Below are 14130 nucleotides of genomic sequence, written 5' to 3' on the forward strand. Positions count from 1 at the left end.
TTATAATTACTGAACTTCAATCTTGATTCATTGAAATCTTTAGTTTTAAATATATTTTTAAATTGTTAATAAAAGGGCTAATTAATTAATTTGCTATGCAAATTAGTCTATTTTAATTTTTAACTATTATACTTGAGCTGTTTCTCCACCGTGTTGAGCAGCAACTTCATCAGCTAAAGCCATAGCATCTACTTTCTTAAAGAATGGGAAGTAGATTAATAGACCAATTACTAGGAATATTGCTTGTGCAGCAGCATAACCGAATCCACCGATTATGAAACCTCCTAATATAGGTGGAGTTGTCCAAGGTGGCATAGCTCCTCCCATTGGTGCAAGTAAACCTGAAGCAATTGCTAAATAAAGTAATGTTGCATTTACAACTGGTGTAGCAATAAATGGTATTGCCATAATTGGGTTCATTACTATTGGAGTACCAAATAGTATTGGTTCGTTAATGTTACATAAATTAGCTGGTAATGCTAATCTACCTAATTGTTTGTATTGAGCAGACTTTGCAAATAAAACCATTAGTATACAGAAACCAAGTGTATGACCACTACCTGCCATATTAATGAAGTTATCATAGAATTGCATAGTAACTATATGAGCACCATGAGCAAGATCTAATTGACCTTTTGCAAGTAATGCTGCATTATCTGAAGTATTAGCATTTAATAAACCTGTAACAACACCACCGATTGTTGCACCACCATGGATACCAAAGAACCATAAGAATGGAACTGTGAATGCTATAAGCATAACACCTGGTAATGAATCTGATGCACCTTGTAATGGCACTTGAATAACTTTATAAATGATATCTAGTAAAGAACTATTAAATGCAAACTTACAAACAGCATAAATTACATCTGCTACTATTATTATTATTGTAGCTGGAATTAAAGCTGAGAAAGCATTAACAACACCTTGTGGAACACCTTCTGGCATTTTAATTGTGATATCTTTCTTAACTAATGCACAATAACTTGAAGCAACAATTAAACTGATTATAATAGCTGCAACCATACCTTTTCCATCTAAAACATTCCCTGGAATAACACCACTAACTGCAACTGGAGCTGCACCTTTTGTTGCTTCAAACATAACGAAGTTATTAGTAAGAAGTATAAATATACTTAGTGAAAGTACTGCTGGTGCTAAAGGTTCAACACCTTCATTCTTAGCATAAATATAAGCCATACCTATAACTGATACTAATGCCATAATACCCATTGTTGCATCTTTTACTTTAAGTAACGGATCATTCCAAGCAGCTCCAAAGGTAGCTGTAAAGAAATCTGTAAGTGCTGGAACTGGGAAAAAAGCAATTAATAGGAAAATAGACCCGATGATATTTAATGGTAAAGTATATAAAACACCATCTTTTAATGCTTGAACCCCTTTCATATTAACGAATTTCATTACCGCTGGAACTACTTTTTCGTTTAACGTTTGATTTAATGACATAATATTTTTTCCCCCTTATAATTATAATTCTGAAATAATATGAATAATTACAAATAAAATTTGCTATTATTACCTTATAATTAATTATTAATGTATAGGTTTTCCAAAGGTGTGGTGAAACACATTTTTTCTGCTATTTCACCAAGTTACTTTTAATAAATACCTTAATTATTTATTAATTTTAATGCTAGATCTAAAACTTTAGCTCCATTCATCATTCCGTAATCAACCATTGGTATTACTTCTACTGGAATTCCCTTTGGCTCGCAAAGACTTTTTGCTTTTCCTAAAGTATATCCAACTTGTGGCCCTAGTAATGCAACATCCATGCTATCTAGATGCCTGTCCATTTGAGCTTCTGGAAATGCTACTATTTCTGCTTCAATTCCTTTAGCTTTAGCTGCATCCTTCATCTTATTAACTAAAACACTTGTAGACATTCCTGATGCACAAAATAATTTGATTGTTACCATAATATTTTCCTCCTTAATAATTTATAATAAAAATTTTGTGTTTGATTTTAATTTTTTCTTAGTGTATATAATACCACCACTTACATATTTTGTAAATAGAGCTATTTTCCTATTTTTGTACTTAAATTTAATTAAATTAAAGTGTTTACTACTTTTCTCAATTCAATAATTTGTTCTATCAGATTTTTTTCTGATATTGCTGTCATTAAATGATCTTGTGCATGAACAAATAATATTGAAAAATCAACTTTTTCTCCTGCTGCTTCCTTTTGAAGCATTTCTGTTTGTGCATCATGAGCTTTTGCTAATGCATCATTCGCTAATCCTATTTCTTTATTAGCTTCTTCATAGTTTCCCTCATTTACTAGGTTAAGAGCCATATAAGCATGGTTTTTGCAGTCACCTGCATTAATAATAATATTCATAATTGCCATTTCTAATTGTTCCATCTATTTTCCTCCATTTATGCTTTATTGCTTTATGCCATTATATAAAGCAACATCTGTGCCAAACACTATCAAACATTTGCAAAAATTTTTAATAAACTAAAATTCAAACACTATACCAAGCTCTCAAACTCAAGAAAATTCAACGGATATAAGTTTTCAAAAACAATATATTTTTTTATTCTATTTTTTTTATTTTTGTTATAAAAAAATTAACTGTTTACTTAAATTCATTAGTGTTTTATAATTTATATGTAGTGTTTTATATGATTTACATTATATCTAAACACTAAATATGATATGTTTTATTTATGTATATATATTGTTTTTTATTGTAATTAGATAACTTATGTAAATTAAAATTATAAGGAGGCTATAGAATGACAAAAAAAGAGTTAGTTTATCAAAAGCTTATTCAACTAAATTCTTCTGAAGGTATAGATACTAAAACTCTAGCACCATTAGTTAATATGTCTAGAGCAAATTTAAGTCATGAATTAAACGAACTTTGTAAGGATGGTAAATTATACAAATCTTCTGGCAGGCCTGTGTTATTTTTTCTTGCAGAAAATAAAGTGACCAGCAACGAATCTCAATTAGATTTACTTGCTAAAAACAATATATCCCTTATGGATTCTGTCGAACAAGCTAAAGCTGCTATCCTATATCCTCCAAAAGGAATGAATTGTTTGATTCTTGGAGGTACAGGTGTAGGAAAATCTATGTTTGCTTCTTTGATGCACAATTACGCTTTAGAAATGAAAGTTAAAACAGAAGACTCACCTTTTATAGTTTTTAACTGTGCAGATTATACAAACAATCCTCAATTACTTACCTCTCAACTTTTTGGAGTAAAAAAAGGAGCCTATACAGGTGCAGAAAATGATAAGATCGGTTTAATTGAACAAGCTAATGGAGGAATACTTTTTTTAGATGAAATACATAGATTGCCACCTGAAGGTCAAGAAGCTCTTTTTATATTTTTAGACACAGGTACTTTTAGAAGAATTGGCGATTCAGAAATCAGAACTTCTGATGTATTAATTATATCTGCTACAACAGAAGATCCTAACTCTGCGTTATTAAACACTTTTACTAGAAGAATTCCTATTATTATAAATATTCCTTCTCTTAGGGAAAGAACTTTAGATGAAAGATTATTTTTAATTAAAAGCTTCTTTAAATACGAAAGCATTAGATTGAACAAAGAAATATATGTTTCATTAAATTCACTTAGAGCATTGCTTTCATACGATTGTCCTAATAATATAGGCCAATTAAAAAGTGATGTCCAGCTTCTTTGCGCAAAAGCATATTCTGAATTTTTGACAAATATAAAATCTGACGTAAGGATTCATAGCAAGGCTTTACCTGGATATATTAAAGAAGGTCTATATAAAGAAAAAGAGCATAGAGTTTTATGGAATAAATTAATGAGTGAAGAAATTGAATATTTTAGATTTAATGGTACTGCTGAGGATACAAATAATAACATATTTAATAGTACTGATAATACTATTTATGATTTTATAGAAAACAAACTTGAAAAACTAAAATCTTTGGATATTTCTGATATAGATATTGAAAATATCCTTGAAAAAGATATTGCAAAGCATTTTAATAAAAATAATTCAGAAGTCTCAGAAGAAATAAACAGAAAAAACTTACTGACTATTATTAGTGAAGACATATTAAATTGTTTTGACAAAATAATAAATCATATCTCTCAAAAGCTTACAATTAATTTTGATAACAACCTATATACAGCTTTTGCATTGCACATTAATACTTTAGTAAATAGAATTAACAGTGACAAGATAATTATAAATACTAATTTAAATAAAATCAGAGAGCTTTATCCTATTGAATTTTCTGTAGCACTTGAAGTAAAAGAAATTATTGAAAAGCATATTGGCAAGCCAATCCCAATTGATGAAGCTGGATATTTAACTTTGTTCCTAATTCAAGATAATACTTTTAATGATGTATCTCATGATAAGGTAAGGGTTATACTAATTGCTCATGGTGAATCTACTGCAACTTCAATGGCTGATGTTTCAAATAGGCTCCTAGGTGAAAATTATGTAATTCCTATAGATGCATCAATTGATGTTGCCCCATCAACAGTGTTAGAACGATTAAAAATTGCTATTCAAGAAAATCCAACTTCTGCTGGATATCTATTGTTAGTTGATATGGGATCTTTAACTACATTTGCAGATGTAATCCAAAGTGAATTTAATGTTGAAATTAAAGTAATATCTCTTGTTTCAACATTACATGTACTTGAATCTGCAAGAAAAGCGCTTTTAGGTGGATCTTTAGATGAGATTTATAACGATGTCCTTATGGTTAATTCATATGTAGAAATACATCAAAATTTAAATAATAAGCATGTTAATGAACATAAAGTGTTAATAGTTACAGCCTGTTTGACTGGAGAAGGCGCTGCTATTGCAATTAAGAACTTTTTAACTAGCAATCTTAGAATAAGCAATGATTATTTTGAGATTACCTGTTTAAATTGCTTAGATAAAAATTTCTTTAAACAGAAAATAATTAATCTACAAAAGGAAAATGAAATATTATTTATCGTTTCATCTTTCCCTGTGGATTCTGAAGTAAAGCAATATACTATGTATGAAGTTTTTAACATGGACGTATTAAAAGAACTTCAGGCTTCTATTGACTCAAAAACAGCTATGCTTAACATACCTAAAATTATAAAAGAAAATATATATAATATAGATGGAGTTGAATTATATAATGATGTGACTAAACTCTTAAATACGTTGCAAGATAAGCTTTGTATTAAATTATCTGATGAAAATCTTGTTGGTGTAATTCTTCATTTATCTTTTGTTGTAGGCAGATTAAGAAATGAAGATAATCCAGCTACTTTTCCTATGAAGAACAACTACATTTCCGAAAACATGGAACTATACAATATAATAAAAGAAAATTTAACCTTCATAACTAATAAGTACAAAATAGATATTAATGATGATGAAATCTGTTATTTAATGAATCTTTTATTAAACTCTGAAAGTAAGATTTAATAAATTATTTGAATAAAATATTTTAAACTTAAAGCAGCATTAGCAAATACAATACTAAAACAGTATATATATTTGTTATAATGCTGTTTTTATATTGTCTATTTAAATTATTATTGACAATTAGTAATTCAAATGATAAATTATAAATATAAATTTTATTCAATTAAATTTAATAAAATATTTAGGAGCGGATATTATGAATATTTATGATTTTAAAACAAACTCTATTGATGGACCTGAAATTACTTTTGATACTTTTAAAGGCAAAGCATTATTAGTTGTTAATATTGCTAGTAAATGTGGATTTACTTATCAATATGAAGATTTACAAAAAATTTATGATAAATATAAAGCTAAAGGATTTGAGATAATTGGATTTCCATGCAATCAATTTGCCGAACAAGAACCTGGGAATAACAATGAAGTAAAGCAATTTTGTATGCTTAATTATGGTGTAACTTTCCCACTTTCTGAAAAAGTAGAGGTAAGAGGCGCAAATGCACACCCATTATTTAACTATCTAACAAGCAAAGCTCCTTTTAAAGGTTTTGATTTAGAAAATCCTAGTGCTAGATTATTATATAATATGTTAAGAGAAAATCTCCCAGATTATTTAATAGATGATTCAATTAAATGGAATTTCACTAAGTTTTTAATAGATAAAGACGGTAATGTTGTTCAAAGATTTGAATCTAGTGTAGAGCCAAATGAAATAGCTCCATTTATAGAAAAACTTCTTTAAAGTCAAGCCTTTTCCCTCTGTCACAAAACAAAACCCACATATATAATTTATTATATACATGGGTTTTGATTTTATATGTCTTAATCAAACAGTTTAATTTAAAATTTCTATTCTTCTAAAAATTTATTATGCAGTCTTTTTCCAATGCTTTCAATAATATATAATACTGGTATTTGTGTTGTTATATCACTAATCCCTAATTTCTCCTGTTGAACATAATAGGATATATTTAAGTCAGATATTTTTGATATTGTACAATTTTCACTATTAGTTATACTTACAACAGTACTTCTTTCTCTCTTTAGATTACTTATATGATCTATAATAGAGCGAGTCTCTCCAGATACCGATACAGCTATTATTACAGAATCTTCATAAAACTTATAATTTCTAGGAAAATACGGGTCATCTATGTACATTGCAAACTTTCCTATTGAAGAAAAATATCTAGCAGCATACTTACACAATATTCCTGAGGTCCCTGCTCCAATAAAAATTACATTACTTGCTTGTTTTATTAAATCACTTAAAACATCTAATTTTTTATCTAATTCATCATTATCAAGTTTCTTAAAAAAATCTACTATTATAGATGTATCATTCTTTACTTTACTGCTTTCATTTTTTTCCATACTCATCTTCAATTTCACTTTAAATTCTGAATATCCTGCACAATTAACTTTTTTGCAAAATCTTAATATTGTTGTTGTTGATACATGTGCCTCGTCTGCTAACTCTCTAATTCTCATATAGATTACTTTTTCACTATTTTTCATTATGTATCTATATAGCAATAATTCTAAATCATTTAAGTTTTGGATAATTTCATAATTAAACATAATTAATCAACCTCTTCTTTCATAAGTATGCTTCTTTAATTATATCTTATTTATTATTTTTTTTATATTAACTACAAAAATTATTCTTATTTATTAGAATAATTTTAGATTTAAACATTGAATTTATTCATTTTAGCAAAATAAAACAAAGTAACAAAGAATGTTTTACAAACACCTTCCTTGTTACTTTGTTTACATTATTCAAAACATAGTTATTATTTTTTATTTATTTCCTTTTTCAACACTCTTTGAATTGTCAACATTTTCCTCTAACTTCTTAACATTTTCTTTACTGTTGTTTTTATTGTCTTTTTCAATTATTCCAGAAGACTTCGAATTAGTATTTTCTACATTACCATTATTCTTTGTTTTACTCTCTTCCTTACTTTTGTCTTTGTAACCTGATGAACCATATTCCAAATCAGAATCTGGATTAAGTACCAGTCCGTCAGGTCCTAATACGTATTCTTTGTCTTTCCATCGTACAATTGCATTTTTTTGCATAGTTCCATCTGTATAAAAATAATACCAACCTTTTTCAGTTTTCAGCCATCCTATAGCTTTTTCATTCTCTCCTTTATAATAAAACCAGTCACCATTACCTTTTCTCCATGATGTACTAGATTCTCTATAGTCTTTTCCTTCATCAGCTGAAACCTTAGATGAATTGTCTTTTATAGTTGATTTATTTTGTTCTTCTTCTTGTAATTTTTTCTTTTCTTCATCTTCATTTAATTTATTTTTATAATTAGAATCATTATATTCATTAATATTTTTGTAAGTATTCTTTAATGTTAATTTATCACTATCACTTGTTAATTTATTTGTTTTATCTTGAAAATACTCAGCCAAATCGTAAACTATATATCTATTTTTAAATTTTTTATTTTCTTTATCATGATATTCTTCCTTAACTAATATGTTTTCTGAATCAACCATATGAATACTAATTTTACTATCATCACCATATAATTTAGGAATTTCAATAAGCATCTCAAATCCGTTTTTCTCAAGTTTTGCTAGATATATTTTATTTGAACTCTTATCGTCACTCTTTTTTATTAGTATATATTCCTTATATAAATTATCATATCCATATAAAGTTATATTATTTAATTGCTCTGTAAGCTTATCAGCTATATTATATTGATTAATATTAATACTATCTTTATAATCATGGCTTATATATGCTTCTCCTTCTAAGCAATATGTATATTTTAAATAATTATTTATATAATCATTGTTTTGTTCAATATTATCGTTGTTTGAAGCTTTTATCTCATCATATTTCTCTAATGAAAAATTGTCACCGTCAAGTTTTATTTGATTTACCACATTATTTTTACTTGTCACATAGAATTTATTTGATATAGTATCATAAAAAATTCCATTTATAACACTTTCACTATCATAAGTACACTGAAATTCATATGTATCATTTGTATTAACATTACATAGTGTATATTTTTTATTCTCAGAGTTATCTCTTACACATAAATAATAGTCACTATTTCCTGAAACAGAAAACCACTTTGTGATTTCTGTGCCTTTTTCATATAAAACAAGTTTATATTCTTTTTCTGATTTCCAATTAAAATATCCATCATTTCCAAAGATCATATCTCCGCAAATGCTTAACTCACAATTTAAATAATCATCAGGTAATCTTTTTCCGCTTTCTTTATTACTTCCATCGTTACCTAAAATAAAAATATTATTATCAACTACTTTTTTATTGGTTTGATCATATTTTATTATGTATATATTACCATCACTATATCCCAATGGCATTTCTTCATAACTATCATTAATTTCATCTTCAATATCTACAATACTTTTTATATTATTGATACTAACATCTGGATTTAAAACTTCAATCTCTTCATTTCCCTTTTTCATATATCCTTGATAAGAAACCCATGAAAATATAGATGCTAATAAAATTATTAAGCCAAATAATTTTTTCATCTTATCCTCCTGTTTATAAAATAACTATATAATTATAAATAAAATAATAGGCTAATATAAAAAAACATCATATCACCTACATTTTTATTAGGTTTATTCAATATAAACCATTATAACCCAAATTTGTTATACAATCATCAACTAATTTTCACTGCATCTTTAATTTATAAACATAGAATTGTTATTTCATCAGTATAAAAAAGTTGTCCACATAAAGCATATTTCATAATACTTCTATGAATAAGCTATTGTGATGACAACTTTTTTATAGATTTTATATAATTTTAAGTTTTTTTATAGAGAGTTATTGTTTATATTAGGTTAATACTAATTAATAATTAGAGTAAATTTTTTAGTTATTTCTAATAGTAGATTATATATATAAGTTTATCCAAATAAATATAAGTTTAAGTATAAAATACAAAAGCTTAACTGATGCACTTACATTAATTAATCCAATTACCATTTGCATCTAGAACAAATTTCTTATCACCTTCTATTATAGTTGTATCCTTTTGCATTACACCATCTTTGTTTGTATAATACCATTTTTCATCATACATAACCCATCCGATTTGTTTCACTCCTTTAGCATCCTCAAAATATGTTTTTCCATCGATAACTTTTTGAGTATAAGTGTTTTCTTCGTTTTCTTTGTATTCGTATTTTGGCTCAGTTCTACCAGTTAACGCTCCATCCGCATTTAATACGTTCTCATTACCTTTGTAGTCTTTAATTGTTGTACTTTTTTGCATTATTCCCTTATCATTAAAATAGAACCATACTCCATTAATTTGCTCCCAATCATGAACTAATTTATCTTCACTTTGATCTGCATAATGATAAGTCCAGTCACTTCCTACTTGTTTCCACTCTTTTTGACTCTTTTTATATGCTTCTGAACTATCATAAGTAACTTCTATTCCATTCAAGATATCATATCCATTCTCACCAACAAGTACGCCTTTATCATTTAGCTTAACTTCTTTTCCAAGCTGATTTTTAACAGTTGTGTTTTTTAGCATTTCTCCCTTTTCATTGTAATAATGCATTAAACCTTGATTATCTTTAACCCAACCTGTTTTTTGTCCTAAAGCATTTATATAATAGAACTTTCCATCTTCATACTTATCTTTTACTCCATATTCCCAATCAACTTGTCCTACTCCATTTTCATCAATTTTAACTTCAGTTTTATGATTAGGACCTATAATAGTTGTATTTTTTGCTATTTGACCATTCTCATTATAATAATGCCATACAAAACCATTTTTATCACCCTCTGCTACCCATGTTTTTGTAAATTTTACATCCTCCTTCTTTTGATCTGCTGCATATGCAGATACATTCCCCACTGATAAAAGACTCCCGCAAACTAAAGCTGCTGCAATTAATTGATTTAATATTTTTTTCTTCATTTCTATTCCTCCTAAATATACATAACTTAATAAATATTTGATTTGCACACTTGGTACATTACCTATAATAAACCTATTTCAGCTACTTTCAATGCTTTTTACATTTTTGTAATGTTCTTGTAGGATTTAGATAATAGTTGTTACTTATTTAACACTTTTGTAACATTCTTGTAATACCTTAAGACAATTATTAACTTAATAAATAGAAGCATATCTCATCTTTTTTTATATCATATTTCAAGATAAGCATGTTCTTTTGAGCTAATTCCTTACATAAATACAATCCCAATCCTGAGCTTGAAATACTCTCTTCCATATTTCCATCAAATTCATTATATTTAATGAAAGGCTCTAATAAATTTTCAGAAACATTTTCAGGTATTTGAGAAATTTTATTTTTTATTTCAAATACGAAATTGTTTTTATCTGTTTTATTAAGAGAAATATATATTTCTTTACCCTTAGAGTATTTTAAAGCATTATCTATTAAGTTTAGAATTATATGTTCAATGTCTTCTTTCATAGTTATTATTGTAATTTCATTTATATCAACAATAAACTCTTTATTTAATCGTCTGCACCTATCAATTAATCTATCGCATATTTCTGTAATTAATATGTTAAGCTTCACTTCTTGCTTTATATCCTTTTTTCTAACACCACATCTAGAAATTTCAAGAAGCTTTTGTATAAGTTCTTTTAACTTTCCACATTCCATCATTATTCGGTTCATAGCTCTATTTTTAAATTCTTCATCCATGGTGTTTAAATCTTCTTCTTTTAATATTTGAACATATCCATATATTGAAGTAACTGGAGTCTTAAGTTCATGCGTTGCATTATTAAAAAAGTCCTTTGATATATTTTCCAACTTTTTCTTCTCTTCAATCATTTCATTAAAAGATTTAGTAACTTGACCAATTTCATCTTTAGACTTTACTGAAATCTTATCAACTTCTTTTCCTTCTCCATATCTTTTCATTTCCAAACTAAGTTTTTTTAAAGGACTTATTATTTTATTTATGAAGTAATTCAATGCACCTATTATAACTATTAAAAGTACAATTTGAGCTGCGATTATGTTAGTCATTGTATTTTTCAAACTATTATAATAATCATTATAGTTCTTTTGTATAACTATACTTGAATCATATTTTCCATTAAGATAAACAGGATACACATATGTACAAATCAATCCACCTTTAATATTAAATATTATGACTGCACTTTTTCCTTTGGAACGTTCTAATACATTATTGATGCTATTTTCGAGTAATGGACTCCCTTTATAATCTATTGGGATATTATTAAAATCATACAATCCCACATAACACTCATAATTGCTGTTAACTTCATAAACAGTTTTCTTTTTTACTTTGAGATTATCTTCTATAACCATAGAACTATATTTTAAAGTGCTCACAGAAAACTTCCCAATATTGCCCATGTCATCTTTAATATTATTTTTTATATTAGTGTAAAAAGTATTATATATGAAAATACTTAAGCCAAAGTTAAAAATAATGAGAGCTAATACAATTCCTATCATTATCTTTCCTTTTAGTGTCTTTAGCATATTTTTCACTTCCTAACTTAAAGCTTTTATCTCAGTACATATCCTACCCCAAAAACCGTTTCTATTATTGGTTTTTCCTTATCATCTCCAAGATTAGCTCGGAGTCTCCTAATATGAACATCAACAGTTCTAGTATCTCCATAATCTTCATACCCCCAAACCTCATTTAAAAGCTGCTGTCTTGTTAAAACAACTCCTTTATGCTTGTACAAATAGCTTAGTATATCAAATTCTTTTCTCTTCAACATAATTTCTTTTCCATCTTTTATTACTGTTCTTGTATCAAAATTAACAGTAATTTCATCTTCCACATTAATGTCCTTATTCTCAGCCTTTATATTGTTTTCTATAACATTACTAACTATGTTTTCATTATCAAAAACATTTTTATTTGCTCTTCTAAAAATAGCATTAATTCTTGCAGTAACTTCTCTGATTTCAAAAGGTTTTGCAATATAATCATCTGCACCTATTTCCATCCCCAATATTTTATCAATTACATCATCTCTTGCCGTAAGCATAACAACATAACTTTTTTGATTCATAATCTTACATAATTCAAAACCGCTTATATCTGGAAGCATTACATCCAACAAAACCAAATGAGGCTCAAATTCCTCAAAAAGTTTTAAAGCACTTTCCCCATTATATGCTGCTTTCACTTCAAAGTTTTCTTTTGAAAGAGCAAATTTCAAAGTATCATTAATTGAAAATTCATCTTCTACTACTAATATTCTTTTTTTTAACATATTACGCCTCCAAATAATACCCATATAATTTCCAAGAATAAATATGAAATATATTACATTTTAAAATGTTATTTCATATTATAACAATTATATCATATGTAAAATAATGAAAAATATCAATCTATTATTGGGTGTGTAAGAATTAAAGAAAATTTTTTTAATATTTATATGTAAATAAAAAACTGCTATTTTTATTATAAATTTAAATTTTAAACCCAGTAGAAATCAACATATCATATTGCTTACTACTGGGTTTATTTTTATATGTGAATAATTTATTACGCCTTAAATACAAGTTTAGTTTATAAATTTAAGAACTTATAGATAGCTTTGGCAACACCTGCATTATCATTAGTATCAGTTATATATTTTGCTATTTTCTTTATTTCTGCAACAGCATTTTCCATAGCAACTGATTCAGTAAATTCTGTAAACATGGAGTAATCATTAAAACTATCTCCAATAACCATAACTTCATTTCTTTTTATCCCTAATTTATCTGCAACTTTAGCTAATATAAATCCCTTTTGTGCCTCTTTATTATTTATTTCTATATTTTTAGTAAAGGTTGAAGAAATGGCAAGACCTCCTATAGACTCCAATTTCCTTTTTACATTTAATGTAGTTTCTTCATCATTATAAAATGTAACAAATTTTCCTATTTTAACATTACTGTTTAAAAACTCATCAATATTTTCAACATATTTTAAATTCACAAAATGAGGATGAGTTTTTGCAATCTTTATAGCATCTTTGAAACTTGTTTCTGGATAAAAAACCATAACTCTATATGCAACTTCTATCAATGCATCTTCTTTAGTATTAACACTATATAGCCCATCATTAGTATAAATTTCAGCTACAATATTTTCTTTGATTATCATATGTATAATTTCACTTGCTTTTTCTTTTTCAATGTATATTCCGTCTAAAACATTTCCTTCTTCATCTATATATTCTCCGCCATTTAAAACTATACATTGGCACTTTAAATCACTTTCTTCAAGTAATGGTTTCACATCTTCATACATTCTTCCTGTCGCAATTGCAAATTTTATTCCCATTTCTTGTGCCTTTTTTATGGCCTCTAAATTTTCTTTTGATATTTTATGGTTACTATTAAGTAATGTTCCATCCATATCTGATGCAATTAGCTTTATCATATATTAATCCTCCATATTCACACTTATATTCAGTAATTTATATAATTATTATATACTAATTTTGCAAGACCAAAAATAGCTGTAAATACTTATATTCGCAATGAACAATTTGGTTTATACCTTTTATTTGTTAGTCCAAGTTTTTAAAACTCTATTTTGTTAAAATCTTAAGAATTATACTTACTCTGTTCTATTATTAGGATTGCTCATTCCTACTATAACTAAATCAA

11 protein-coding genes are annotated in these 14130 nt (G+C 26.9%); 2 read left to right on the forward strand and 9 right to left on the reverse strand.

Translation table 11 applies throughout. From position 1 onward, the window contains the following. Positions 1–126: 126 nt before the first annotated feature. The 3 genes from GXK56_RS16665 to GXK56_RS16675 form a co-directional block, all read right to left on the reverse strand. On the reverse strand, positions 127–1467 hold the full coding sequence (locus tag GXK56_RS16665; protein WP_160689435.1) for a PTS sugar transporter subunit IIC: 1341 nt from the start codon (positions 1465–1467) through the stop codon (positions 127–129). Between the two features lie 164 nt (positions 1468–1631). Beyond that, positions 1632–1940 carry a PTS sugar transporter subunit IIB gene (locus tag GXK56_RS16670; RefSeq protein ID WP_160689437.1) on the reverse strand — a complete coding sequence of 103 codons (309 nt, stop codon included), beginning with the start codon at positions 1938–1940 and terminating at the stop codon, positions 1632–1634. Between the two features lie 131 nt (positions 1941–2071). Next, positions 2072–2389, reverse strand: coding sequence for a PTS lactose/cellobiose transporter subunit IIA (locus GXK56_RS16675; RefSeq protein WP_160689439.1), 318 nt, complete (start codon positions 2387–2389; stop codon positions 2072–2074). A 377-nt stretch (positions 2390–2766) separates the two neighbouring features. On the opposite strand from GXK56_RS16675, the gene GXK56_RS16680 reads away from it, so the two are divergent. Then, positions 2767–5445: a sigma-54-dependent transcriptional regulator gene (locus GXK56_RS16680; protein WP_160689441.1), complete on the forward strand. Its 2679-nt coding sequence runs from the start codon at positions 2767–2769 to the stop codon at positions 5443–5445. A 196-nt stretch (positions 5446–5641) separates the two neighbouring features. Then, positions 5642–6187 (forward strand): glutathione peroxidase, encoded by a 546-nt coding sequence (locus GXK56_RS16685; RefSeq protein WP_160689443.1) that lies wholly within the window; start codon positions 5642–5644, stop codon positions 6185–6187. Positions 6188–6294: 107 nt separating this feature from the next. On the opposite strand, the gene GXK56_RS16690 is transcribed toward GXK56_RS16685, so the two are convergent. The 6 genes from GXK56_RS16690 to GXK56_RS16715 all read right to left on the reverse strand — a co-directional run bounded on the left by GXK56_RS16690 (position 6295) and on the right by GXK56_RS16715 (position 13900). Continuing rightward, positions 6295–7026 carry a MurR/RpiR family transcriptional regulator gene (locus tag GXK56_RS16690; protein ID WP_160689445.1) on the reverse strand — a complete coding sequence of 244 codons (732 nt, stop codon included), beginning with the start codon at positions 7024–7026 and terminating at the stop codon, positions 6295–6297. Positions 7027–7248: 222 nt separating this feature from the next. Beyond that, entirely contained in the window at positions 7249–8994 is a 1746-nt protein-coding gene (locus GXK56_RS16695; RefSeq protein WP_160689447.1) for a cell wall-binding protein, read from the reverse strand. Between the two features lie 446 nt (positions 8995–9440). Continuing rightward, positions 9441–10412: a hypothetical protein gene (locus GXK56_RS16700; RefSeq protein WP_160689449.1), complete on the reverse strand. Its 972-nt coding sequence runs from the start codon at positions 10410–10412 to the stop codon at positions 9441–9443. Positions 10413–10602: 190 nt separating this feature from the next. Then, a complete protein-coding gene (locus GXK56_RS16705) occupies positions 10603–11988 on the reverse strand; it encodes a HAMP domain-containing sensor histidine kinase (protein WP_160689451.1) in 1386 nt (461 codons plus the stop codon). A 26-nt stretch (positions 11989–12014) separates the two neighbouring features. After that, a complete protein-coding gene (locus tag GXK56_RS16710) occupies positions 12015–12737 on the reverse strand; it encodes a response regulator transcription factor (RefSeq protein WP_160689453.1) in 723 nt (240 codons plus the stop codon). Positions 12738–13039: 302 nt separating this feature from the next. Beyond that, entirely contained in the window at positions 13040–13900 is an 861-nt protein-coding gene (locus GXK56_RS16715; RefSeq protein WP_160689455.1) for a Cof-type HAD-IIB family hydrolase, read from the reverse strand. Positions 13901–14130: the final 230 nt, after the last annotated feature.

This window comes from Clostridium sp. C2-6-12 (assembly GCF_009928485.1).
Lineage (GTDB): Bacteria > Bacillota > Clostridia > Clostridiales > Clostridiaceae > Clostridium.

What these genes read in the sequence shown, in the direction of transcription:
- GXK56_RS16665 (WP_160689435.1), bottom strand. Translation starts at nt 1,467, where the DNA reads ATGTCATTAAATCAAACGTTAAACGAAAAAGTAGTTCCAGCGGTAATG.
- GXK56_RS16670 (WP_160689437.1), bottom strand. Translation starts at nt 1,940, where the DNA reads ATGGTAACAATCAAATTATTTTGTGCATCAGGAATGTCTACAAGTGTT.
- GXK56_RS16675 (WP_160689439.1), bottom strand. Translation starts at nt 2,389, where the DNA reads ATGGAACAATTAGAAATGGCAATTATGAATATTATTATTAATGCAGGT.
- GXK56_RS16680 (WP_160689441.1), top strand. Translation starts at nt 2,767, where the DNA reads ATGACAAAAAAAGAGTTAGTTTATCAAAAGCTTATTCAACTAAATTCT.
- GXK56_RS16685 (WP_160689443.1), top strand. Translation starts at nt 5,642, where the DNA reads ATGAATATTTATGATTTTAAAACAAACTCTATTGATGGACCTGAAATT.
- GXK56_RS16690 (WP_160689445.1), bottom strand. Translation starts at nt 7,026, where the DNA reads ATGTTTAATTATGAAATTATCCAAAACTTAAATGATTTAGAATTATTG.
- GXK56_RS16695 (WP_160689447.1), bottom strand. Translation starts at nt 8,994, where the DNA reads ATGAAAAAATTATTTGGCTTAATAATTTTATTAGCATCTATATTTTCA.
- GXK56_RS16700 (WP_160689449.1), bottom strand. Translation starts at nt 10,412, where the DNA reads ATGAAGAAAAAAATATTAAATCAATTAATTGCAGCAGCTTTAGTTTGC.
- GXK56_RS16705 (WP_160689451.1), bottom strand. Translation starts at nt 11,988, where the DNA reads ATGCTAAAGACACTAAAAGGAAAGATAATGATAGGAATTGTATTAGCT.
- GXK56_RS16710 (WP_160689453.1), bottom strand. Translation starts at nt 12,737, where the DNA reads ATGTTAAAAAAAAGAATATTAGTAGTAGAAGATGAATTTTCAATTAAT.
- GXK56_RS16715 (WP_160689455.1), bottom strand. Translation starts at nt 13,900, where the DNA reads ATGATAAAGCTAATTGCATCAGATATGGATGGAACATTACTTAATAGT.